Here is a 22,910-nt window from a genome sequence, read left to right on the forward strand (position 1 = left end):
ACGTGACGCGCAATCTGGGGCCCGGGCCGATTCATCGGTCTGAAACCGCCAGTGCGGCAACTCCTGTCGCGGCTTCGCCGGGGCGCCACTTCGGGGTGCAATCCTATGTGCGCCCACTGGCGGGCCTGGCCACCATCGCCATCGTCGCCGCCATTGTCGCTGTGTCCGTGGGTCTGTTCCAAGGTGGTTTCGCCCAGAGCGCTCCGGTGACTGTGATTTCACCCCGGGCCGGCTTGGTGATGAACCCCGATGCGAAGGTCAAGATGCGTGGCGTGCAGGTCGGCAAAGTCGACTCGATCGAAGCCCGCCCGGGTGGTCAAGCCGTTCTGCACCTTGCTATGTATCCCTCTGCGTTGCACCTGATTCCGAGCAACGTGCTGGTCAACATCGCGTCGTCGACGGTGTTCGGCGCGAAATTCGTCGAACTGGTCCCGCCCGCTGATCCCTCGCCGCAACCCTTGCGCGCCGGTCAGGTATTGGACGCCCAGCACGTCATGGTCGAGATCAACACGGTGTTTGAGCAGTTGACGAAGGTGTTGGCCAAGATCGACCCCGCCAAACTCAACGAAACCCTCGGCGCGCTGGCGAAGGCAGTAAGCGGACGGGGAGCGAAGATCGGTCAAGCACTAAGCGATCTGGAGTCGTTTCTGGCCAAGCTGGATCCGGCCCTTCCGGCATTGAGCCACGACCTCGAGGTCTCGTCGAAAGTGTTCAATGCCTACGCCGACGCGGCGCCGGATCTGGTGAAAACCGTCGCCAACTCCTCGGAAATCAGCCAGTCGATCGTCGACGAACAGGACAACCTGGATGCGTTGCTGGTCAGCGCGATCGGCCTGGCCGACATCGGCAACGACGTGCTGGGAACCAACCGCACACCGCTGACGACGGTGATGCATCTGCTGGTGCCCACCACCGACCTGACCAACGAGTACAGCCCGGCTTTGACTTGTGGTTTCCAAGCACTCGCAAAACAGAACAAGTTTCCGCCGTTCGGTTCGCTGAATGAACCCGGCATTTGGCTATCGGCCAGTCTGGTGTTCGCCCAGGAACGGTACCGGTATCCGACGCACCTGCCCAAGGTCGCCGCGACCGGTGGCCCGCAGTGCCTGGACCTTCCGGACATCCCCACCAACAAATGGGTGCCGTTCGTCGTCGGCGATGTCGGCGCCAACCCGTGGCAGTACGGAAATCCGCAACTGTTGCTCAATTTCGACGGTCTCAAACAGTTGCTGTACGGGCCCATCGCCGGTCCGCCTCGTAACTCCGCACAGGTCGGGATGCCCGGATGAGCACGCGCGCGACGCTGGTCAAGTTCACGGTCTTCGCGGCTGTGATGGCGGTGCTGACCGCTTTCCTGTTCTTCATCTTTGGCGAGTACCGTACCGGCGCGACGGCGGGGTATTCGGCGGTGTTCGCCGACGCGTCACGGTTGAAGTCCGGTGATTCGGTGCGGGTCGCCGGGGTTCGGGTGGGCACCGTCAACAGCGTGAAGCTGCGCGGAGACAAAAAGGTCCTGGTGAAATTCGACGCCGACCGCAGCATCGTGCTCACCGAGGGCACCAAGGCCGCGGTCCGCTACCTCAACTTGGTCGGTGATCGCTATCTCGAGCTCGTCGACGGTCCGGGCTCGACCAAACGGTTGCCGACCGGCGGGCAGATTCCCGTCGACCGCACCGCGCCCGCCCTTGACCTCGACCTGTTACTCGGTGGACTCAAACCTGTTGTCCAGGGCCTCAATCCGCAAGATGTCAATGCGCTGACATCGGCGCTGCTGCAAATTTTCCAGGGTCAGGGCGACAACTTGGAGTCGCTGTTTTCCAAGACGTCGTCGTTTTCGAACGCGTTGGCCGACAACAACGAGACGGTGCAGCAACTGATCGACAACCTCAACACCGTGGTCGGCACCATCAGCAAGGACGGCAATAAGTTCTCCGGGGCGATCGACCGCCTCGAGCACCTGATCAGCGGGCTTGCCGAGGACCGCGATCCGATCGGCGCGGCCATCGACGCGCTGGACAACGGAACCGCCTCACTGGCGGATCTGCTGACCAAGGCAAGGCCGCCACTGGCGGGAAGTGTGGACCAGCTCAGCCGGCTGGCCCCTCTGCTCGACGATGACAAGGATCGGCTCGATGCGGCGCTGCAGAAACTGCCGGACAACTACCGCAAGCTGATGCGCCTCGGCTCCATGGGCAGCACCATCCCGTACTACGTCTGCGCTTTGATCCTCAAAGGCACGGACCTGCAGGGCCGCACCGTCAAAGCCCCGTTGTTCAGGTCGAATGCCGGAAGGTGCAGTGAGCCCTGATGCTGAAGTATCGCGGAAGTGGGTTGATCAAGGCGGGGTTCATCGGTGCCGTCTTGATGGTGCTGGTGATCCTGGTCGGCCTGGCGCCCGAGCAGTTGATCTCCTGGGCGACGACGGTCAAATACCAAGCCCTGTTTTCCGAAGCCGGGGGTCTGGCCGCGGGTAACGACGTGACGGTATCCGGTATCAAAGTTGGCACGGTGTCGGATGTTTCGTTGCGTAAAGGCGACGCCCTGGTGACGTTCATGATCAAGGGAAACGTCCGGCTGGGCTCAGAGACCACCGCGCATATCAAGACCGGCACGCTGCTGGGTGAGCGCGTGTTGACCGTGGACTCGGCCGGCAGCGGCACGCTGCGCCCGATGGATGTCATACCGATCTCGCGCACCTCGTCGCCCTACTCGCTGACCGACGCCGTCAGCGATCTCACCACGAACACCGCCGGAACCAACACCGAAGCACTGAACCAGTCGCTGGACACCCTGGCGGCGACCCTGGACCAAATCGCACCACAGTTGGGGCCGACGTTCGACAACTTGACGCGGTTGTCGCGAAGCCTGAACGGCCGCAACGAAAAGCTCGGTCAGCTGCTCAAAAGCGCCCGCGATGTCACTGGGATTCTGTCCGAACGCAGTCAGCAGGTGAATGCGCTCATCCTCAACGCCGATGACCTGCTGCAAGTGCTGGCAGCGCGTCGGCAGGAGATCGTGGACCTGCTGGAGAGTACGTCGACGGTGGCAAAACAGCTGACGGGGTTGGTGCACGACAACGAAAGCAAGTTGGCGCCGGCATTGCAGAGACTGAATTCGGTGACAGCGATGCTGGAGAAGAACCGGGACTACATCTCCAAAGCACTGCCGGCACTTGCGAAATATCAGATCACCTTGGGCGAGGCGGTCGCAGGGGGGTTCTTCTATCAAGCCTTCGTCCCCAACTTGGCCATGGGGCAGCTTTTCCAGCCGTTCGTCGACTATCTCTGGGGTTATCGCACTTTCGACACCGCGACCGGTCCCGGCAAACCTTCGCCGCTACCACGGGCGCTGCTGCCTTTCCCGTACAACGGTATTCCGCCGTGCGACGGCTGCACGATCGGCGGAAGGATCGGAGGCGGACCGTGATTTCGCGCAACAGGCTGACAGCCGCCGCCGCTATCCTCCTTGCCGGGCTCGTGGTTGCCGGCGCGGGATTGATCGTCCGCAATAGCTTCTTCGGCCCGAAGACGATTACCGCCTACTTCACCACCGCCACCGCGATCTACCCGGGCGACGAGGTACGGGTCTCCGGTGTCAAGGTCGGGACGATCAAGTCCATCCAGCCGGATGGGACACGCGCCAAAATGACCTTGCACGTCGATCGGGACGTGCCCGTGCCGGCAGACGCGAAAGCGGTCATCGTCGCCTCGAACCTGGTGGCCGCCCGCTACGTCCAGCTCGCACCGGCTTACCGCGATACCGGACCGGTGATGGGCGACGGCGCCGTGATCCCGATCGAGCGCACCGCGGTGCCCGTCGAGTGGGACGAGGTCAAAACCCAATTGATGCGGCTCGCAACGGAACTGGGACCCAAGAGCGGGGTGTCAGGTACCTCGGTGGGGCGGTTCATCGACAGCGCCGCCGACGCGCTCGACGGCAACGGCGACAAGCTGCGCCAAACCCTGACCCAACTGTCCGGGGTGGGGCGGATCCTCGCCGACGGCAGCGGCAACATCGTCGACATCATCAAAAACCTGCAAACCTTCGTCACCACACTGCGCGACAGCAACACCCAGATCGTCCAGTTCAACGACCGGCTGGCGACGCTCACAGCAGTGGTCAACGACAGCAGATCCGAGCTGGACGCGGCGCTGAGCGATCTATCGACCGCGGTCGGTGAGGTGCAGCGCTTCATCGCGGGTACCCGCGACCAAACCAGCGAGCAGATTCTGCGGTTGGCCGACCTCACCCAGATCCTGGCTGACAAACAGATGGCGCTGAAGAACATTCTGCACGTCGCGCCCAACGCACTGGCGAACTTCTACAACGACTACAACCCAAACACCGGAACCATTGTGGGAGGTTTCGGTCTTATCAACGAAGCAAATCCCGTGCAGTCGGGATCGTTGCTCGGACCGCTCTGGCCCGGCTGCTCGGTCATCGGTGCCATCGGGAACGTGACGTCGGTCGAGTCGGGCAAGCTGTGCTCGTTGTTCCTCGGCCCGGGCATACGGCTGCTCAACTTCAACAATCTGCCGTTCCCGATCGCGCCGTTCATTCAGCCGTCGGCGACCCCGGACAACATCGTCTATACCGAGCAGCGGCTGGCGCCCGGCGGCGAGGGCCCCAAACCGGGGCCGCCCGAACAGCCGCCGGCCGTCTCGGCGTACACCGGCCTGCCCGGTGACCCGGTCGGGCCGCCGGGATCGGTGCCGCTGCCCCGGATCCCCGGAGCGGCGATGCCGGAGCCGCCGCCGACGACACCGGCCGCACCGCCACCGCCACCCGCACCGTTACCGGCGGAAGGGCCGTAATCATGATGCGTACGGTGCGGCGGGTATTCGCGATCGGTGCTGCCGTGATGCTGACCGGCACGGGATGTGCATTCCACGGGCTGAACTCACTCCCGTTGCCCGGGGCGGTGGGGCGCGGAGCGGGCGCGGACATCTATCACGTCGAAATTGCCAATGTCGGTACGCTGGAGTCGAATTCGCCGGTGATGATCGATGACGTCGTGGTCGGCAGCGTCGGTGACATGAGAGTGCACGGCTGGCACGCCGACCTCGAGATCTCGGTGAAGCCCGACGTGGTGATTCCCGCCAACGCAGTCGCCTCGGTGGGACAGACCAGTCTGCTGGGTTCGATGCACTTAGAGCTCAACCCGCCGCTGGGTGAGCCGCCTCGCGGGCGGCTGCAACCCGGTGCCACCCTGCCGCTGAACAGGTCGTCGACCTACCCGTCGACCGAACAGACTCTGTCATCGCTGTCGGTGATCGTCAACGGCGGGGGACTGGGCCAGATCCAAGACATCGTGCACAACTTCAGCGCGGCCCTGTCCGGCCGTGAGGGTGCGGTGCGCGACCTGATCACCCGACTCGACAAGTTCGTCGGAACACTAGACGCACAGCGCGACAGCCTGGTGGCGTCTATCCAGGAATTGAACCGGCTTGCCGGCACATTCGCCGCCGAGCGTGACGTCATCTCCGAGGCGCTGCGCAAGATTCCGCCGGCGTTGGACGTGCTGAACAGAGAGCGACCGCGCCTCACCACGGCGCTGGAGCGACTTCGGGTCTTCAGCAACACCGCGACCGGGCTGATCAACGATGCCCAGGCGGACCTGGTCAAGAACCTACAAAATCTCGAGCCGACCCTCCGCGGCCTCGCCGACGTCGGAGACGATCTCGGCATCGCGCTCGCCGGCGCGCCGACCTTCCCGTTCCCGCAATACTTCATCGACCGCGCTGTCCGGGGCGACTACTTCAACCTGTTCGCCGAGCTGGACATCACGATTCCCCGGCTCAAGCGCGGACTACTGCTGGGCACCCACTGGGGGCAAACACACGAGCCGGAGCCCCCGGCGCCCGGGGATCCGCCCTATCTGCAATACACGTACGATCCGCTGCACGCCGGGGTCGCGCCGCCACCGCCGGACACTCCTCCGGCAGGCCCGCAAGCTCCGCCGCCCGGACCGGAATTCGGTCCGCCCCCCGGTCCCGGGCTCGCCGAGGCAGCACCACCGGCAGCGGAGGCGGGTGGATAGATGCTGTCCCGCTTCGTCCGGATCCAGCTGGCGATCTTCACGATCGTCGGCATCATCGGGGTCGTCGCGATGGTCCTCTTCTACATCCAGGCGCCGACCCTGCTGGGTATCGGCCGGATGACCGTCACGCTGGAACTGCCGGCCGCGGGCGGCCTGTACCGGTTTTCCAACGTGACCTACCGCGGGGTGCAGATCGGCAAGGTCACCTCCGTCGCCCTGACGCCGGACGGCGCCAAAGCCACCCTGTCGCTGGGCACCTCGCCGAAGATTCCAGCGGACCTCTCCGCGGAGGTGCGCAGCATCTCCGCGGTCGGCGAACAATACGTGGACCTGCGGCCCAAGACCAATGGGCCGCCCTACCTGCACAACGGCTCGGTTATCGCCATGCGTGACACCACGATTCCGCAGGCGGTCGGCCCCATGCTGGATCAGGTCAGTGCGTTGACCGGCAGCATCTCCAAAAACAAGCTCAGCCAGTTGCTCGACGAATCGTTCACCGGCTTCAACGGGTCCGGCTACGACCTGGGGTCGCTGTCCGACTCGTCGTCACGAATCGCCGCGGACGCCAACGCCGTTGCCGACCGCACCCGGACCCTCACCGAGGACACGGGGCCACTGCTGGATTCACAGGCGAGCACGACCGACGCAATCAGAACGTGGGCGCGCAGTCTCGCCGGCATCTCGGACGTGCTGGTGACCGACGACTCGCGGATCCGCACCTTGCTGCAAAACGGTCCCGAAGCCGCCAACGAAGCCTCCCGGCTGCTCGAGCAAGTCAAGCCGACGCTGCCGGTGTTGTTGGCCAACCTGACCACCATCGGTCAGATCGGGATCACCTACCACCCCTCGCTGGAGCAACTGCTGGTGATGCTGCCGCCGGTGGTGGGTGCGACGTTGCAATCCGGGGACCCCACTCGTAACCCGGACGGTATGCCCGTCGGCGACTTCGCGATCACGGTCGACGATCCGCCCATTTGCACGGTCGGGTTCATGCCGGCGAGCCAGTGGCGATCGCCGGAAGACACCACGGTGATCGACACGCCGGACGGGCTGTATTGCAAACTGCCGCAGGATTCGCCGCTCACGGTGCGCGGCGCCCGCAACTATCCATGCATGGGGCAGCCCGGCAAGCGTGCCCCCACGGTCGAGATCTGCGAAAGCGACAAGCCGTACATGCCGCTGGCGATGCGCCAGCATGTGCTCGGCCCCTACCCCCTGGATCCGAACCTGCTGTCACAGGGTGTACCACCCGATGACCGGATCACGGCCAACGACAGGATATTCGGCCCGGTCGAGGGCACCCCCCTGCCCCCGGGAGCCGTCCCGCGGGGCACACCACCGGGCCCACGGGGCAGCTACGGACCGCCGGGGGAGGGATACTCTGCACCGCCGGTGCCCTCGTCGGTCGGTATGTCGACACAATCGGCAGACCTTCCGCCCATTGCGCCCCTGGATGTTCCCGACGACGCGCCGCCGCCGGCGCCGGCACCCGCGCCACCGGAGGCGCCGGCACCGGCCGAAACCGGAGGACCGCAGGCCGCACCGAGCGCGTTCGGCGCCAAGGACTCCAAGCCCAAGGCGCCGGTGGTGACCGCACAGTACGACCCGCACACCGGACGGTATCTCGGCCCGGACGGGAAGTTGTATGTGCAGTCCGATCTCGCGAGATCGACAGGACCCAAAAAGTGGCAGGACATGCTTCCGACATGAAAGCAATCACCGCTGCAATCACGCTGGCTGCCACAGTATTCGGCAGCTCGGCCACAGCGCCGCCAGCCGGCGCAACGACAAAGGAAGAGGTCGCGATCAACGGGACGTACCGCGCCACTTTCATCGGGGACTTGGCCAAGACGAACGACCAGTATCACGTCGAGCCGACGGTCATCAGCACCTGGACGATCAGCTCCTCGTGCGCGACATTTCAGGAATGCACCGGCACGGTGACCAGCGACCAGGGCTGGACCGCGCCGACCTACACCCATGACGGACAGCTTTGGTACCTCAAACGCGATGTGCCGGACTGGGAAAGGTGCCCGGACGGCACCGCATACACCGGGCAGCAGACCTATATGTTCTACGCGGTGGACTCGAACGGCTACCCGAAGCTCGGATCACCGACCTTCGCTGGTAAAGACAAGACCGTTGGTCCCAGCGGCGCGTGCGGGGTAAACAAGTGGTTGGACATCACAATGCCGTTCCGGCTGGACAAAATCGGCTGAAGACTTTTCGCGTGCTCAGCCGAGCGGATCCACCTTCGCGATCAACCAGGAACCCTCGATCTTTTTCATCGTCACCAGGATGCTGCTGGCGGTCAGCAGCGGTTCCGGTTTCTCGGCTGTTGTCGTGTTCTGGTTGACGAACATCAACACCGTGGCCGAATCCGGGTGCAACTCCGACACGGCAGCCTGAACCACTTTGGCGGTGGCCGTGATGTGCTTCTCCCGTGCCATCGGGGTGATGAACTGGTCGCTGAACTTTGTGTAGTAGTCCAGAAATTCGCCGGTGAGATGTGATCTCGCCGTGGCGAGATCCCGGTCCAGGTTCTCCGGAGAGTACGACAGCACGGCAACGGCACCGTCTGAAGCTGCCTGTATCGCCCGGTGCGCCGCGGCGTCATCGATCTGGCGGTCCGGAAGGTACTGCAGGAAGAACAAGCCCGATGCCACGCCGACTGAGGTGGCGACCAGCATTGCGGCGAGTATTGGCCGCCATCTCGCCAGACACCATCGGCTGCAGCGGATGAGCACCGCAAGCACGCTGCGATGGACTCGTTTCTCGCCGGCGGGCGATGGCTCGGTACCGTCGGCGGTCGGCGTTTCCATGCTGGCGAGCGACGATTCGTGCTCGACCGTCATTGCACGAACTCCACCTTCGACATCTTGAGCTTGCCGGCATCCCGGTTGATGTTGACCCGCAGCCGCCACAAAGCGGGCCGGTTCGTGTTATCGGCCTCGGTGACATCGGATTTCGCCGTGACGAGTACGACCGCCGAGTCGTCGGTCTGCGACTGAACGGCGACAGCTTGCACGGTGACCTTACTGCTGACCTTCGACTCCTCGGCCTGCTTGGCCAGCAGCGCCGAGGTGGCTTCCACCTGGGCCTTGAGCTCGCCCGTAGTGGCATCGATGATGCGCTGGAAATCTTCCCTCGCATGGTCTGCGTCGATTGACATCAGCGTCGTCACTGCTTGCCGGGCCGCCGCAGCGAATTCAGGCGCCCGATCCCGGTTCTGCACCAGCGTGCGGTGCTGCCACGCCATGTAGCCGCTCGCGGCGACCGAGGCGGCGGCGAGCACGATCCCGACGCCGGCCGTGACGGCTTTCGCTCGCGGGCGGCGAAGCCAACGTCGTCGCGCCCGTGCCGGCACGGCGCCGCCGTCGTCCTGCGCATCCGCGATGCCGGCCGCCCGGCGTAGCTGTATCGCACGTGCCCGAGCCGCCTCGGCGCGTGCCTGTGCCTGGGCGGCCTCGAGTTCCGCGTCCGCTACCGGATCGTGCACGGAGAACCACATTATCACCGGCAGCCGACGCTCACCGGCGTCGTTGCGGCGGGACCCGGGACCGGGAGGCCCTCGGGCACAGGCGATCTTCTCCAAATAGGAGAATTTTCTTATCCGCTATGGCAGAGTGATCGGGTGCGATTCATCGTGGCACTGGCTGCCGCGTTGCTGAGTACGGGCGTGCTGGCAGCGCCGGCGGCTGCCGGTCCGACTGTCTGCGACTACCCCAGCTGCACGCCCGGCATCACCCCACACGTGGTCCTCGGTGCACCGTGCGACAACACCACCTACTACGTGTTCGGGACCGCTGACTACAACGTGTCCTTCGCGTCGCAGCCGGGGCGGCTGATGTTCTGCGGCTCGCCGAGGCGGTACCAGCCGCGATGGTTCCGCTCCCCGCCGATGGCGGGCATCAAAGAAGAGGGCGCTGACTGCACCCAATTTCAGAATTACGTCGCACAGGCGCCGGACGGCCTGTTTTTGGTCTGTATCGCCCATGACGGTCACACCAGCTGGGTGCGCGGCGATACCTAGCCGACGGACCGCAATCTGAGCAGCAGGCGGGCAGCAAAAATAAGCGGGCCGCCGTGCGGTCCTTTTCTTTACTATCATTACGCAATTGCGCCCCGCAAGCCCGCGGCTTGGGTCATAATCGCCACGCGCGTGGGGAAGGTCGGGGCAACCCGCGTGTCCACCACTTGGTGCCGACGAGAGCCCCAGCCCATGAGCGCCGTGACGGAGGTGGCTGTGGTCAGCACCGGATCGACGTCTTGCAACGCCGGCGTCAGCGACGTCGACGTCGGTGACTGTTGCCACGCCATGCAACATATTCGCTGGGCGGCCGCTGCCCAGTTCGCTGGTCTCGCGTTTGGCTTGGGCCGCAATGTTGGTGGGGTTGTTGTCGATGGCGGGTAGGTTTGCGGAGCGGTGGTCGTCGGGTGTGTCTGTGCCGCGGAGTTTTTCGGGTGCGATGCAGGCGGTGGGTGGGTTGTTTGCGATGTCGGCGGATGCGGTGAGGTTTGCGTTTCGTCGGCCGTTTTTTTGGCGGGAGTTTTTGGAGCAGTCGTGGTTTATTGCGCGGGTGTCGTTGGCGCCGACGTTGTTGGTGGCGATCCCGTTCACGGTGTTGGTGAGTTTTACGTTGAATATTTTGTTGCGGGAGTTGGGGGCGGCGGATTTGTCGGGGGCGGGGGCGGCGTTTGGTGCGGTGACGCAGGTGGGTCCGATTGTGACGGTGTTGATTGTGGCGGGGGCGGGGGCGACGGCGATTTGTGCGGATTTGGGGTCGCGGACGATTCGGGAGGAGATCGATGCGATGGAGGTGTTGGGGATTAATCCGGTGCAGCGGTTGGTGACTCCGCGGATGTTGGCGTCGGGGTTGGTGGCGTTGTTGCTGAATAGTTTGGTGGTGATTGTGGGGATTTTGGGGGGTTATACGTTTTCGGTGTTTGTGCAGGATGTGAATCCTGGTGCGTTCGCGGCGGGGATCACGTTGTTGACGGGGGTGCCTGAGGTGATCATTTCGTGTGTGAAGGCAATGCTTTTCGGTTTGATCGCGGGGTTGGTGGCGTGTTATCGGGGGTTGATCATTTCTGGTGGGGGCGCCAAGGCGGTGGGTAATGCGGTCAACGAGACGGTGGTGTATGCGTTCATGTCGTTGTTCGTGGTCAATGTGGTGGTGACTGCGATCGGTATCAAGATGACGGCGAAGTGAGCGGGGCGTTGTTGTGACGTTGCGGGCGGCGTATCCGCGGTTGTTCCGTCAGTTGGAGCGGCCGGTGGGCACGTTGGGCCGTATTGGGGATCACACGTTGTTTTATGGGCGTGCGTTGGCTAGTGCTCCGTTCGCGGCGGTGCATTATCGCCGGGAAGTGGTTCGGTTGATCGCCGAGATTTCTATGGGGGCGGGGACGTTGGCGATGATCGGCGGCACGGTGGTGATCGTGGGGTTTTTGACGTTGGCGGCTGGGGGGACGTTGGCGGTGCAGGGGTATTCGTCGTTGGGCAATATCGGTATTGAGGCGTTGACGGGGTTTTTGGCGGCGTTTATCAATGTGCGGATCTCGGCGCCGGTGGTGGCTGGTATTGGGTTGGCGGCGACGTTCGGGGCGGGGGTGACGGCGCAGTTGGGGGCGATGCGTATCAGTGAGGAGATTGATGCGTTGGAGGCCATGGCGATTCGGCCGGTGTCGTATTTGGTGAGTACTCGGTTGATCGCGGGGATGATCGCGATCACGCCGTTGTATTCGATCGCGGTGATCTTGTCGTTTCTGGCGAGTCAGTTCACGACGGTGTTTTTGTTCGGGCAGTCGGCGGGCCTGTATGACCATTACTTCGACACGTTTTTGAATCCGATCGATTTGTTGTGGTCGTTTCTGCAGGCGGTGTTGATGGCGTTGACGATTTTGTTGATTCACACGTATTTCGGGTATTTCGCGACGGGGGGGCCGTCGGGGGTGGGGGTGGCGGTGGGTAATGCGGTGCGTACGTCGCTGGTGGTGGTGGTGTCGGTGACGTTGTTGGTGTCGCTGTCGATTTATGGGTCCAACGGAAACTTCAACTTGTCGGGGTAGTGGAGGAGACGTGACGCGCAATCTGGGGCCCGGGCCGATTCATCGGTCTGAAACCGCCAGTGCGGCAACTCCTGTCGCGGCTTCGCCGGGGCGCCACTTCGGGGTGCAATCCTATGTGCGCCCACTGGCGGGCCTGGCCACCATCGCCATCGTCGCCGCCATTGTCGCTGTGTCCGTGGGTCTGTTCCAAGGTGGTTTCGCCCAGAGCGCTCCGGTGACTGTGATTTCACCCCGGGCCGGCTTGGTGATGAACCCCGATGCGAAGGTCAAGCTGCACGGGGTGCAGGTCGGCAAAGTGGACTCGATCCAGTCGCTGGCCAACGGACAGGTTGCCCTGCACTTGGCGCTGGATCCGTCTGCGTTGCAGTTGATTCCGAGTAACGTGCTGGTCAACATCGCAGCCTCGACGGTCTTTGGGGCCAAGTTCGTCGAACTGGTTCCCCCGGCCGAACCGTCACCCAAACCGCTGCAGGCCGGCCAGACGCTGGAAGGCAAACATGTCACGGTCGAGATCAACACGGTGTTCGAGCAGTTGACGAAGGTGTTGGCCAAGATCGACCCCGCCAAACTCAACGAAACCCTCGGCGCGCTCGCGGCCGGGTTCAACGGCCGAGGAGATCAGCTCGGTCAAACGGCCAGTGACCTGGATGCCGTTCTGGCCAAACTGGATCCGGCCCTTCCGGCATTGAGCCACGACCTCGAGGTCACCCCAGCGGTGGTCGACGCCTATGGCGACGCCGCGCCGGACCTGCTCAAAACCACGGCCAATGCCACCCGGATCAGCCAGACCATCGTCGAGGAACAACACAATCTCGATGCCCTGTTGATCAGTGCCATCGGATTGGCGGACATCGGCAACCAAGTGCTCGGCGACAACCGCAGACCGCTCACCGATGTGCTGCACCTGCTGGTGCCCACCACCGACCTGACCAACGAATATGGTCCCGCACTGAACTGCGGTTTGGCCGGGATCGCCGTGATCGCGAAGAATCCGCCGTCGCAACGGCCCGGCGAAGTCACCTCGACCACCTTTCTGTTCGGCACCGAGCGTTATCGGTACCCGACGAATCTGCCCAAGGTCGCGGCGACCGGGGGCCCGCAGTGCCTGGACCTTCCGGACACGCCCTACAACACCGCCGAGCCGTACGTCGTCATCGATGACGGCGCCAACCCCTGGCAGTACGGTAACCAGCAACTCCTGCTCAACTCCGACGCGCTCAAGCAGCTGTTGTACGGGCCGATCGCCGGTCCGCCCCGTAACTCCGCGCAGATCGGGATGCCGGGATGACGGGCTCGTGGCGCGCGACGCTGGTCAAGTTCGCGGTCTTCGCGGCCGTGATGGTACTGCTGACCGCGGGACTGTTCTTCATCTTCGGCCAATACCGAACCGGTTCCACCACTGGATATTCGGCTGTTTTCAGCGATGTGTCCCGGCTCAAGCCCGGGGAGACGGTGCGGGTCGCCGGGATCCGGGTGGGCACCGTCAACAGCGTGACGTTGCGCCCCGACAAGAAGGTGCTGGTGAAATTCGACGCCGACCGCAACATCGTGCTCACCGAGGGCACCAAAGCGGTTGTCCGCTACCTCAACCTGGTCGGCGATCGGTACCTGGAGCTGATAGAAGGTCCCGGCTCGACCAAACGGCTGCCGGCCGGTGGGCAGATTCCCGTCGACCACACCGCGCCCGCACTCGATCTCGACCTGCTGCTGGGCGGGCTGAAACCGGTCATTCAGGGCCTCAATCCGCGAGACGTCAATGCGCTCACGGCCTCGCTCATCCAGGTCTTCCAGGGCCAGGGCCCGACGCTGGAATCACTGTTTTCCAAGACGTCGTCGTTTTCGAACGCGTTGGCCGACAACAACGAGACGGTGCAGCAACTGATCGACAACCTCAACACCGTGGTCGCCACCCTCGACAAGGAGGGCACCAAGTTCTCCGGCGCGATCGACCGCCTCGAGCGACTGATCAGCGAACTGTCCGAACATCGAAACCCCATCGGAGCGGCCATCGACGCGCTGGACAAAGGAACAGCCTCACTGGCCGGTCTGCTGAACCAGGCCAGGCCGCCACTGGCCGGCACCATCGACGAACTGAATCGATTGGCTCCGCTGCTCGACGAGGACAAGGACAAAATCGACACCGCCATCGCAAGGGCGCCGCACAACTACCGAAAGACGCTACGGCTGGGTTCCTACGGGAGTTTCTTGAACACGTACATCTGCGAACTATCGATCCGTGTCTCGGATAACTCGGGACGCACTGTGGTCGTCCCGTGGATCAAGCAAGAAGGCGGGAGGTGCGCGGAGCCCGATGCTTAAGTATCGCGGGACCGGCCTCATTCGGGCCGGATTCATCGGCCTCGTCGTCATTGTGATGGTGATCCTGATAGGCCTGTCGCCAGACCGGCTGGTGTCGTGGGCTACGGCGGTCCGGTACCAGGCGGTGTTCTCTGAAGCCGGTGGCCTTGCCGTGGGCAACGACGTGACAGTGTCGGGGATGAAAGTCGGGACGGTATCTGATATTTCCCTGCGGGACGGCGACGCCCTGGTGACATTCAGCCTCGCCGGCAAGGTTCAGCTCGGGTCGGAGACCACCGCGCATATCAGGACCGGCACGCTGCTGGGCGAGCGGGCGTTGACCTTGGAATCCGCCGGCAGCGGCACGCTGCACCCGATGGATGTCATACCGATCTCGCGCACCTCGTCGCCCTACTCGCTGACCGACGCCGTCAGCGAATTCACCGGCAACACAGCGAGTACCGATACGAAAGCCCTGAACCAGTCGCTGGACACCCTGGCGGCGACCCTGGACCAAATCGCACCGCAGCTGGGGCCGACGTTCGACAGCTTGACGCGGTTGTCACGAACCATCAACGGCCGCAACCAATCACTGGGCGAACTGCTTAAAAGCGCCGGCGACGTCACCGACATCCTTTCCCAGCGCAGCCAACAGGTCAACACGCTGATCCTCAATGCCAACGATCTGCTGGACGTTCTGGTAGCGCGCAAACAGGAGATCGTTGACTTGCTAGCCGGCACATCAGCTGTGGCAAAGCAGCTGACGGGGTTGGTCCATGACAACGAGCAGGAATTGGCGCCCACGCTGGAGAAGCTGAATTCGGTGACAGCGATGCTGGAGAAGAACCGCGACAACATCGGCAAAGCACTGCCGGGTCTGGCCAAGTATGCCATTACCGTGGGCGAATCCGTGTCCAGCGGATTCAACTACAACGCGTATGAAGCCAACCTGGTGCCCATGCAGCTATTGCAGCCGTTCCTTGATTACCTCTGGGGATTCCGCACCTTCGACACCGCGACCGGTCCCGGTACCCCGTCGCCGATGCCGCGGTCGCTGGTTCCCTTCCCGTACAACGGAATTCCACCCTGTCCGGACTGCACGATCGGCGGACGGATCGGAGGCCAGCAATGATTCCGCGACGAAGGCTTGCGGTAGGACTCGCGATCCTCCTGGCGGTGCTGGTGATGGCCGGCGCGGGACTGGTCGTCCGCAATAGCTTCTTCGGCCCGAAGACGATTACCGCCTACTTCACCACCGCCACCGCGATCTACCCGGGCGACGAGGTACGAGTCTCCGGTGTCAAGGTGGGCCGTATCAAATCCATTCAGCCACAGGGCACCAAGACCAAACTGACCTTGCACGTCGATCGAAACGTGCCCGTGCCGGCAGACGCGAAAGCAGTCATCGTCGCGTCGAACCTGGTGGCCGCCCGCTACGTCCAGCTCGCACCGGCCTACCGCAAAAGCAAGGGCGGCCCGGTGATGGGCGACGGCGCCGTGATCCCGATCGAGCGCACCGCGGTGCCCGTCGAGTGGGACGAGGTCAAAACCCAATTGATGCGGCTTGCAACGGAACTGGGACCCAAGAGCGGGGTGTCAGGTACCTCGGTGGGGCGTTTCATCGACAGCGCCGCCGACGCGCTCGACGGCAACGGCGACAAGCTGCGCCAAACCCTGACCCAACTGTCCGGGGTGGGGCGGATCCTCGCCGACGGCAGCGGCAACATCGTCGACATCATCAAAAACCTGCAAACCTTCGTCACCACACTGCGCGACAGCAACACCCAAATCGTCCAGTTCCAGAATCGGCTGGCCACGCTGACCAGCGTGGTCAACGACAGCAGATCCGAGCTCGACGCGGCGCTGAACAATCTTTCCACCGCGGTCGGCGAGGTGCAGCGCTTCATCGCGGGTACCCGCGACCAAACCAGCGAGCAGGTGGCCCTATTGGCCAGCGTCACGCAAAACCTGGTCGATCACCACCTGGCTTTGGAAAATGTGCTGCACGTGGCGCCGAACGCGTTCGCGAACTTCTACAACGCCTACAACCCGGACACCCGGAGCCTCATCGGACAGTTCGCGTTCAATTTCTTCGCCAACCCGGTTTCATTCGTCTGCTCCCAGCTCGGAGCAATCGCGGATGTCACCGCGTACGAAACCGGGAAGCTGTGTGCCGAGTTTGTCGGCCCTGGTCTGAGCAAGCTGAACTTCAACGACTCGCCGATTCCTATATATCCCTTGATTATTCCGCCGATCGTGTGGCCGATGTTGATGAAGTCGGCAAGCCCGGACAAGATCGTCTACTCCGAGCAGCGGCTGGCGCCCGGCGGCGAGGGCCCCAAGCCGGGGCCGCCCGAGGAGCCGCCGGCGGTGTCGGCGTACACCGGCCTGCCCGGTGACCCGGTCGGGCCGCCGGGTGCGGTACCGCCCCCGCGGATACCGGGTGCGGCGATGCCCCTCCCGCCGCCGCCCACCACACCGGCTCCGGCGCCGCCGGCACCGAGCTTGCCGGGCTTGCTGCTGCCAGCCGAAGGGCCGCAGCAATGATCGCCGCGCGAGCGCTGGCCGTCAGCTGTGCAGTGCTGGCGACCGTGACGGGGTGCGCCTTTCATGGGTTGAACTCGCTGCCTCTGCCGGGCACGGTGGGCCGTGGCCCGGGAGCCACGGTCTATCACGTCGAGGTCGCCAATGTCGGCACGCTGGAGTCGAATTCACCGGTGATGATCAATGACGCCGTGGTCGGCAGCGTCGGCGAGATGACGGTGCACGGCTGGCACGCCGACCTCGAGATCTCGGTACAGCCGGACGTCGTGATACCCGCCAACGCAGTCGCCTCGGTGGGACAGACCAGTCTGCTGGGTTCGATGCACTTAGAGCTCAACCCGCCGCTGGGTGAGCCGCCTCGCGGGCGGCTGCAACCGGGCGCCACCATCCCGTTGAGCCGTTCGTCGACCTATCCGTCGACCGAGCAGACGTTGTCCTCGCTGGCCGCCATCGTCAACGGTGGCGGGCTGGGCCAAATCGGCGACATCGTCCACAATTTCAACGGCGCGTTGTCCGGGCGTGCCGGTGAAGTTCGTGATCTGCTGGTTCGGCTGGACAAGTTTGTGGGAGTGCTGGATGAACAGCACGACAACATCATTGCTTCGATCCGTGGATTGAACCGGTTGGCCACCACGTTCGCCGACCAGCGTGATGTCGTCACGCAAGCGCTGCGCAAGATTCCGCCCGCGCTCGACGTGCTGATCAAGGAGCGGCCGCGGATCACGACCGCCCTGGACAAACTGCGGGTGTTCAGCGACACCGCGACCGGGCTGATCAACGACACTCAGGCCGACCTGGTCAAGAACCTGAAAAACCTGGAACCGAGCATCAAGGCGCTCGCCGACGTCGGACCCGATTTGGATACCGCGCTTGCCTACCTGCCGCTGTTCCCCTTCCCCCAGGATCTCGTCGACCGAGGTATACGCGGCGATTACATCAACCTGTTCGAAGTTTTGGACTTCACGGTTCCCCGGCTCAAGACCGGACTGCTGGCGGGGTCGCACTGGGAGGAAGTGGGCGCACCATTGGTCCCGGCACCCGGCGACCCGTATTACTTGCAATACACCTACGATCCGCTGCATGTGGGTGTGGCACCGCCCCCACAACCGGGTGTTCCCCCGGCCGGCCCGCAGGCTCCACCACCTAATTCGGCATTCGGTCCGCCGCCCGGACCGGGGCTCGCCGATGCGGCACCGCCGGCGACCGAGGCAGGTGGCTAAATGCTGACTCGATTCGTTCGGATCCAGCTGGCGATTTTCACCGTCGCGTCGATCATCGGTGTGGTGGTAATGGCCTTTGTCTACATGCAGGTGCCGACTCTGCTGGGCATCGGCCGGATGACGATCACCTTGGAGCTGCCGGCCTCCGGTGGCCTGTACCGGTTTTCCAACGTGACTTACCGCGGCGTGCAAGTCGGCAAGGTCACCGCCGTCCGCGCGACGGCTCACGGCGCCAAAGCGACACTGTCGCTGGGCACCTCGGCGAAAATCCCAGCGGATCTGCAAGCGGAGGTGCGCAGTATCTCGGCCGTGGGCGAGCAGTACGTGGATTTGCGACCACGGACCGACTCCCCGCCGTATTTGCACGACGGATCCGTCATCTCCGCGCGCAACGCCATAATTCCGCAGCCGGTCGGTCCGATGCTCGATCGGGTCAGCGCATTGGTCGACAGCTTCCCCAAAGACAAACTCAGCCAACTGCTCGATGAGACCTTCACCGCATTCAACGGCGCCAGCTATGACCTCGGATCGCTGTTCGACTCGTCGTCACGAATCACCGCGGACGCCAATGCCGTTGCCGACCGCACCCGTACGCTGACCGAGGACAGTGGACCGCTACTGGAATCGCAGGCGCAGACCGCGGATTCGATCCGGCGGTGGGCGCGCAGCCTCGCCGGGATTTCCGATGTCATGGTGACCGACGATTCGCAGTTCCGCACCTTGCTGCAAAACGGTCCCGAAGCCGCTAACGAAGCCTCCCGGCTGCTCGAGCAAGTCAAGCCGACGCTGCCGGTGCTGTTGGCCAACCTGACCACCATCGGTCAGATCGGGATCACCTACCACCCCTCACTGGAGCAACTGCTGGTGCTGCTGCCGCCGATAGTTTCTGCCTTTCACTCGGCGGGAATACCCAAGAACCAGCCGGATGGTTTGGCCCGGGGCGACTTCGCGCAGAAGATCTCCGATCCGCCGTCCTGCCTGGTGGGATTCCTGCCACCCAGCCAATGGCGCTCTCCGGAAGACCTCACTGAGGCCGACACGCCGGACGGGCTGTACTGCAAGCTGCCGCAGGACTCACCGATCTCGGTGCGCGGGGCCCGCAATTACCCCTGCATGGGGCACCCGGGAAAGCGCGCCCCCACGGTGGAAATCTGCAACAGCGACAAGCCGTACATGCCGCTGGCGATGCGCCAGCATGTGCTCGGCCCCTACCCGCTGGATCCGAATCTGCTGGCGCAGGGTATACCGCCCGATGACCGGATCACGGTCAACGACAGGATTTTCGGGCCGGTGGAGGGCACGCCGTTGCCGCCGGGAGCCGTCCCGCGGGGGACACCACCGGGACCGCGGGGCACCTACGCCCCGCCGGGGTCGGGGTATTTTGCGCCGCCGCTGCCGTCGTCGCCTGCGGCGTTGCCGATGCCGGGTGTCGTCATGTCACCGATGTCGGCCGATTTGCCATCCATTGCGCCACTCGACGTTCCTGACGGAGCGCCGCCGCCGGCGCCACCGCCCGTCGAAGCAGGCGAGGCGCCCGGCGAAGCGGGCGGGCCGCAGGCTGCGCCGAGTGCGTTCTCGCACAGTGATTCTCAGGGCGACTCTCAGGGCGAGCAAGCTGGATCCAAGCCGGTGATTGCTGCAGTGCCCTACGATCCACAGACCGGGCGTTATATGGGGCCGGACGGCCAGCTGTATCAGCAGGCGGACCTCGTCACGCCGACGGCGCCCAAAAACTGGCAGGACATGCTGGTGCCCGCCTGAACGCGAGCATCTGCTCAGCCGATTTTTTCCAGCCTGAACGGCATCTCGATGACGAGCCAGTAGTTTCTTCCGCAGGCGCCACTGGGGCCGGTGGTCTTGTCGAAACCGCCCAGCGTCGGCGACCCGACCTGAACCATACCGGCATCGTCCACGGGCCAGAACGAGTAGAGCTGATGACCCGGATACGAACTACCGTCGGGACACTTTTCCCACCCAGGCACATCGTGTGCGACCTTCCACAGCGTCCCGTCGCTCATGTTCAGCGGCGCGCTCCAGCCCTGGTCGCTGGTCACGGTACCGGTACATTGCTGCGCGTTCGAGCAGGTGGAGGTGATCGTCCAGGTGCTCACGACGGTTGCCTCGTCGTGGTAGGTGTCGTTGGTTTTGGCCCACTGGCCGATCGACGTGGCACGGTAGGTCCCGTTGAGGGCGAGGTTGTCCCTGGATGCAACGGCGACAGGAGAACCTGCAACCAAGCAGCCAGATGCAGCCAATACTGTTGCGGCGGCAGCCATTCCAACTCGACGCATCGCGCACTCCTCACGCACAATGACCCGGCAAAGGATAGCACCGTTGCCGCAGCTGGGGAGTGGTTTTGGGCAGCCGCCCATGACTTCGCTACCGTCGTCATGTGAACAGGCTGGTGGGTGCGCCGCGCAGGACCATTACCGGCTTGTCGGTCCGCTATGGGGCGGCCCTGGCAGGGGCGCACCTGCTCAGTGTCGCCGAGATTCTCGTCATCGTGCTCGCCCTGAGCGGAAATATCTCCGGCGGCGTTCGCCCACACCTGAACGAAAAGTATGTGATCGCGGGCACCGCGACGATCGCTCTCGGCACGATTGCTGTTTCGGTGGGTGGTGCCGTCATCATTCGGCCGCTGCTGCGCTGGTTCGTCCCCGGTCGTGAACCCGACACGGCACAACACAGCGCGGCAATGAGCCTGATGCGCAATCAAGCGCTGCTGATAGCGGCAACCTGGGTGGCCAGCGGAGCCCTGTTCATCGTGGTCAATCTCGACGGCGGGCTCACCGTTGCAATTTCGACCGTTCTGGCGGTTATCTTCGGCGGAGCAGCCGCCACGGGCACCGCCGTGTTGCTCACTCAACGCACCATCCGTCCCATCATCGCCGCTGCGACAAAGGATTTCGAGGGATTCGTACCGGCCCCGGGTGTGCTGGCACGGCTGCTCAATATGTGGCTGCTGTGCAGCGGGCTGCCCAGCCTGGCCATAGTTGCGGTGATTCTCCTTCGTTCGAACGGCTGGCTCATTCCCAAGACCGCTTCGGTGGAGGTGCCGGTGCTGGTGCTCTCGCTGGTCGCGGTGATGCTCGGACTGCGGGGCATGATCTTGGTATCGCGATCGATTGCGGATCCGGTGTCCGAGGTGGTCGACGCGATGGCCGAGATCGAGCAGGGCCAGATCGGCGCGGTCATCGACGTTTACGAGCGGTCCGAAATCGGCCGGCTGCAACGCGGATTCAACCGGATGGTCGCCGGATTGAGCGAGCGCGACCGGCTGCGGGATCTGTTCGGCCGCCACGTCGGTACCGACGTCGCACGTCGTGCTGTGCAAGAGGGCGCGACGTTGTCCGGCGAGGTCAGCGAGGCGGCGATCCTGTTCGTCGACCTGGTGGGTTCGACGCAGCTGGCGGCCAACCGCCCACCCGAGGAGGTCGCCGAGGTACTCAACGACTTCTTCCGGATTGTCGTGGTCGCCGTCGACGAACAGCATGGTCTTATCAACAAATTCCAGGGTGATGCTGCGCTGGCGGTCTTCGGCGTCCCGCTGCGTAACGATCGGGCCGCATCGGCCGCGTTGGCCACCGCGCGCATGTTGGCCACCCGGCTACGGGAACTGCCCATGGTCGACTTCGGTATCGGGGTATCGGCTGGGCCGGTATTCGCCGGCAACATCGGAGCCGAGAATCGGTATGAATACACGGTTATCGGCGACGCGGTCAACGAAGCTGCGCGCCTTGCCGATCTTGCCAAGACCACCGATCGACGGGTTCTCTGCTCGGCCGCCGCTGTAGAACGCGCCGATCCCACGGAGCAGAAGCGTTGGGTTGCGACAGCTTCGGTGGTGCTGCGCGGACGTTCGGAAGAGACGCAGATCTCAACGCCCGCTAACGATGTCTAGCAGGGCTAGCCGCCGAGAATGGCGCGGGTACGGTCCCACAGCTCACGGGCCAGTCGGGCGTCGTACGAGAGGCGATTCGATCTGGTGATGCGGCGCTTCAGGTAATACTCACCGGATTTCCACGTAACGCCGGGACGACTGGTGGAAAGCCAGATGAGTTGGTCGGCAGCCTGTTCGGCGCTGGATGTGAGGTGTCGCACCGGTGTCCGATACATGAAGGCGAGAAACCGGGACCCCGAGGCGTTACCCAGGTTGGTGTTCACGTAACCGGGGTCGAATGCGGCAGCCGACAGGCCCGAAGCGTGGTAGCGGCGGTGTAATTCCTTGGTAAACAGCATGATACCCAGCTTGGTGAGTGCGTATGCCTTGCTCGGTCGGTACCGGTCGGTGTTCTCCAGCTGCGCGGGGCTGAAACTGCGGAGCAGTCGGTGCGAGGCGCTGGTCGTATTGACGACAGCGCCGTGGGATTCCGTCAAGACATCCAGGAGCAGGGTTGTCAGCAGGAACGGCGCCAGGTAGTTGACCTGATAGGTCTTTTCAAATCCGTCGTCAGTGCGCTGCAGCGGAAAGGTCATCACTCCGGCGTTGTTGGCCAACACATCGATGCGGTCGTATCGAGAGCGTAACTGCTGCGCCAAATCTCGAACCTGCGACAGATGCGCGAAGTCGCTGACGAAGCAGTCGGCGCCCAATTCTGTTGCCACGACGCGTGTCTTGTCTTGCGACCGTCCGACCACGACGACGTTTTCGCCGCATCGGTGCAGCCGGCGCGCTGCTGCCGCGCCAATACCGTCGCTGGCGCCGGTGATGACGATCGTCCTGGCTGTCACGCCCG

22 protein-coding genes are annotated in these 22,910 nt (G+C 63.8%); 17 read left to right on the top strand and 5 right to left on the bottom strand.

What is annotated here, in order from left to right:
* Positions 1-2 precede the first annotated feature (2 nt).
* Genes MSP7336_RS09765 through MSP7336_RS09795 form a run of 7 tightly spaced genes read left to right on the top strand, consistent with a single transcriptional unit; the run spans position 3 to position 8,259 of the window.
* Positions 3-1,289 (top strand): MCE family protein, encoded by a 1,287-nt coding sequence (locus tag MSP7336_RS09765; RefSeq protein WP_244917442.1) that lies wholly within the window; start codon positions 3-5, stop codon positions 1,287-1,289.
* The gene (locus tag MSP7336_RS09770) at positions 1,286-2,308 is read left to right on the top strand and encodes an MCE family protein (protein ID WP_069398241.1); all 1,023 of its coding nucleotides are present in this window, start codon (positions 1,286-1,288) and stop codon (positions 2,306-2,308) included. The genes MSP7336_RS09765 and MSP7336_RS09770 overlap by 4 nt, the downstream gene beginning before the upstream one ends.
* Positions 2,308-3,426: an MCE family protein gene (locus tag MSP7336_RS09775; RefSeq protein ID WP_069398242.1), complete on the top strand. Its 1,119-nt coding sequence runs from the start codon at positions 2,308-2,310 to the stop codon at positions 3,424-3,426. Before MSP7336_RS09770 ends, MSP7336_RS09775 begins: the two co-directional genes overlap by 1 nt.
* A complete protein-coding gene (locus tag MSP7336_RS09780) occupies positions 3,423-4,814 on the top strand; it encodes an MCE family protein (RefSeq protein ID WP_085178715.1) in 1,392 nt (463 codons plus the stop codon). The genes MSP7336_RS09775 and MSP7336_RS09780 overlap by 4 nt, the downstream gene beginning before the upstream one ends.
* Before the next feature lie 5 nt (positions 4,815-4,819).
* Positions 4,820-6,040 carry an MCE family protein gene (locus MSP7336_RS09785; RefSeq protein ID WP_113964850.1) on the top strand — a complete coding sequence of 407 codons (1,221 nt, stop codon included), beginning with the start codon at positions 4,820-4,822 and terminating at the stop codon, positions 6,038-6,040.
* Positions 6,041-7,750, top strand: coding sequence for an MCE family protein (locus MSP7336_RS09790; RefSeq protein ID WP_113963608.1), 1,710 nt, complete (start codon positions 6,041-6,043; stop codon positions 7,748-7,750).
* Positions 7,747-8,259 (top strand): Rv2253/PknI dimerization domain-containing protein, encoded by a 513-nt coding sequence (locus tag MSP7336_RS09795; protein ID WP_069398231.1) that lies wholly within the window; start codon positions 7,747-7,749, stop codon positions 8,257-8,259. The genes MSP7336_RS09790 and MSP7336_RS09795 overlap by 4 nt, the downstream gene beginning before the upstream one ends.
* A gap of 15 nt (positions 8,260-8,274) precedes the next feature.
* Here MSP7336_RS09795 and MSP7336_RS09800 read toward each other — a convergent pair whose 3' ends face one another.
* Both MSP7336_RS09800 and MSP7336_RS09805 read right to left on the bottom strand, forming a co-directional pair.
* Positions 8,275-8,895 (bottom strand): hypothetical protein, encoded by a 621-nt coding sequence (locus MSP7336_RS09800; RefSeq protein WP_069398232.1) that lies wholly within the window; start codon positions 8,893-8,895, stop codon positions 8,275-8,277.
* A complete protein-coding gene (locus MSP7336_RS09805) occupies positions 8,892-9,539 on the bottom strand; it encodes a hypothetical protein (RefSeq protein ID WP_232321144.1) in 648 nt (215 codons plus the stop codon). The genes MSP7336_RS09800 and MSP7336_RS09805 overlap by 4 nt, the downstream gene beginning before the upstream one ends.
* 135 nt (positions 9,540-9,674) lie before the next feature.
* Here MSP7336_RS09805 and MSP7336_RS09810 point away from each other — a divergent pair, with 135 nt between their 5' ends.
* Positions 9,675-10,073, top strand: a complete 399-nt coding sequence (locus MSP7336_RS09810; RefSeq protein ID WP_232321145.1) for a hypothetical protein — start codon at positions 9,675-9,677, stop codon at positions 10,071-10,073.
* A gap of 77 nt (positions 10,074-10,150) precedes the next feature.
* Here the strand turns inward: MSP7336_RS09810 and MSP7336_RS09815 are convergent, their stop codons facing one another.
* Positions 10,151-10,360 (bottom strand): hypothetical protein, encoded by a 210-nt coding sequence (locus tag MSP7336_RS09815; protein WP_069398234.1) that lies wholly within the window; start codon positions 10,358-10,360, stop codon positions 10,151-10,153.
* A gap of 83 nt (positions 10,361-10,443) precedes the next feature.
* Between MSP7336_RS09815 and MSP7336_RS09820 the strand changes: the two genes are divergently transcribed.
* Genes MSP7336_RS09820 through MSP7336_RS09855 form a run of 8 tightly spaced genes read left to right on the top strand, consistent with a single transcriptional unit; the run spans position 10,444 to position 19,935 of the window.
* Positions 10,444-11,253 carry an MlaE family ABC transporter permease gene (locus tag MSP7336_RS09820; protein WP_069398256.1) on the top strand — a complete coding sequence of 270 codons (810 nt, stop codon included), beginning with the start codon at positions 10,444-10,446 and terminating at the stop codon, positions 11,251-11,253.
* A gap of 13 nt (positions 11,254-11,266) precedes the next feature.
* Positions 11,267-12,112 carry an MlaE family ABC transporter permease gene (locus tag MSP7336_RS09825; RefSeq protein WP_069398255.1) on the top strand — a complete coding sequence of 282 codons (846 nt, stop codon included), beginning with the start codon at positions 11,267-11,269 and terminating at the stop codon, positions 12,110-12,112.
* 10 nt (positions 12,113-12,122) lie between these two features.
* Positions 12,123-13,400: an MCE family protein gene (locus MSP7336_RS09830; RefSeq protein WP_244917443.1), complete on the top strand. Its 1,278-nt coding sequence runs from the start codon at positions 12,123-12,125 to the stop codon at positions 13,398-13,400.
* Complete coding sequence (locus MSP7336_RS09835) at positions 13,397-14,431, top strand: MCE family protein (protein ID WP_069396703.1); 1,035 nt, start codon at positions 13,397-13,399, stop codon at positions 14,429-14,431. The genes MSP7336_RS09830 and MSP7336_RS09835 overlap by 4 nt, the downstream gene beginning before the upstream one ends.
* Positions 14,424-15,542, top strand: a complete 1,119-nt coding sequence (locus MSP7336_RS09840; protein WP_069396704.1) for an MCE family protein — start codon at positions 14,424-14,426, stop codon at positions 15,540-15,542. Before MSP7336_RS09835 ends, MSP7336_RS09840 begins: the two co-directional genes overlap by 8 nt.
* On the top strand, positions 15,539-16,957 hold the full coding sequence (locus tag MSP7336_RS09845; protein ID WP_113963610.1) for an MCE family protein: 1,419 nt from the start codon (positions 15,539-15,541) through the stop codon (positions 16,955-16,957). The genes MSP7336_RS09840 and MSP7336_RS09845 overlap by 4 nt, the downstream gene beginning before the upstream one ends.
* On the top strand, positions 16,954-18,174 hold the full coding sequence (locus MSP7336_RS09850) for an MCE family protein (RefSeq protein ID WP_069396706.1): 1,221 nt from the start codon (positions 16,954-16,956) through the stop codon (positions 18,172-18,174). Before MSP7336_RS09845 ends, MSP7336_RS09850 begins: the two co-directional genes overlap by 4 nt.
* Positions 18,175-19,935 (top strand): MCE family protein, encoded by a 1,761-nt coding sequence (locus MSP7336_RS09855; protein ID WP_113963611.1) that lies wholly within the window; start codon positions 18,175-18,177, stop codon positions 19,933-19,935. It begins immediately after the preceding gene.
* 14 nt (positions 19,936-19,949) lie between these two features.
* On the opposite strand, the gene MSP7336_RS09860 is transcribed toward MSP7336_RS09855, so the two are convergent.
* A complete protein-coding gene (locus MSP7336_RS09860) occupies positions 19,950-20,465 on the bottom strand; it encodes an Rv2253/PknI dimerization domain-containing protein (protein WP_069396708.1) in 516 nt (171 codons plus the stop codon).
* 167 nt (positions 20,466-20,632) lie between these two features.
* On the opposite strand from MSP7336_RS09860, the gene MSP7336_RS09865 reads away from it, so the two are divergent.
* Complete coding sequence (locus tag MSP7336_RS09865) at positions 20,633-22,075, top strand: adenylate/guanylate cyclase domain-containing protein (RefSeq protein WP_113964851.1); 1,443 nt, start codon at positions 20,633-20,635, stop codon at positions 22,073-22,075.
* 5 nt (positions 22,076-22,080) lie between these two features.
* Here the strand turns inward: MSP7336_RS09865 and MSP7336_RS09870 are convergent, their stop codons facing one another.
* The gene (locus tag MSP7336_RS09870) at positions 22,081-22,905 is read right to left on the bottom strand and encodes an SDR family NAD(P)-dependent oxidoreductase (RefSeq protein ID WP_069396709.1); all 825 of its coding nucleotides are present in this window, start codon (positions 22,903-22,905) and stop codon (positions 22,081-22,083) included.
* Positions 22,906-22,910 lie beyond the last annotated feature (5 nt).

The organism is Mycobacterium shimoidei (genome assembly GCF_900417275.1).
Taxonomy (GTDB): Bacteria; Actinomycetota; Actinomycetes; order Mycobacteriales; family Mycobacteriaceae; genus Mycobacterium; species Mycobacterium shimoidei.

Coding starts and splice junctions, on each gene's coding strand:
- MSP7336_RS09860 (WP_069396708.1), bottom strand. CDS start 20,465: ATGCGTCGAGTTGGAATGGCTGCCGCCGCAACAGTATTGGCTGCATCT.
- MSP7336_RS09835 (WP_069396703.1), top strand. CDS start 13,397: ATGACGGGCTCGTGGCGCGCGACGCTGGTCAAGTTCGCGGTCTTCGCG.
- MSP7336_RS09790 (WP_113963608.1), top strand. CDS start 6,041: ATGCTGTCCCGCTTCGTCCGGATCCAGCTGGCGATCTTCACGATCGTC.
- MSP7336_RS09840 (WP_069396704.1), top strand. CDS start 14,424: ATGCTTAAGTATCGCGGGACCGGCCTCATTCGGGCCGGATTCATCGGC.
- MSP7336_RS09795 (WP_069398231.1), top strand. CDS start 7,747: ATGAAAGCAATCACCGCTGCAATCACGCTGGCTGCCACAGTATTCGGC.
- MSP7336_RS09815 (WP_069398234.1), bottom strand. CDS start 10,360: ATGGCGTGGCAACAGTCACCGACGTCGACGTCGCTGACGCCGGCGTTG.
- MSP7336_RS09800 (WP_069398232.1), bottom strand. CDS start 8,895: ATGACGGTCGAGCACGAATCGTCGCTCGCCAGCATGGAAACGCCGACC.
- MSP7336_RS09770 (WP_069398241.1), top strand. CDS start 1,286: ATGAGCACGCGCGCGACGCTGGTCAAGTTCACGGTCTTCGCGGCTGTG.
- MSP7336_RS09785 (WP_113964850.1), top strand. CDS start 4,820: ATGCGTACGGTGCGGCGGGTATTCGCGATCGGTGCTGCCGTGATGCTG.
- MSP7336_RS09820 (WP_069398256.1), top strand. CDS start 10,444: ATGGCGGGTAGGTTTGCGGAGCGGTGGTCGTCGGGTGTGTCTGTGCCG.
- MSP7336_RS09775 (WP_069398242.1), top strand. CDS start 2,308: ATGCTGAAGTATCGCGGAAGTGGGTTGATCAAGGCGGGGTTCATCGGT.
- MSP7336_RS09845 (WP_113963610.1), top strand. CDS start 15,539: ATGATTCCGCGACGAAGGCTTGCGGTAGGACTCGCGATCCTCCTGGCG.
- MSP7336_RS09855 (WP_113963611.1), top strand. CDS start 18,175: ATGCTGACTCGATTCGTTCGGATCCAGCTGGCGATTTTCACCGTCGCG.
- MSP7336_RS09850 (WP_069396706.1), top strand. CDS start 16,954: ATGATCGCCGCGCGAGCGCTGGCCGTCAGCTGTGCAGTGCTGGCGACC.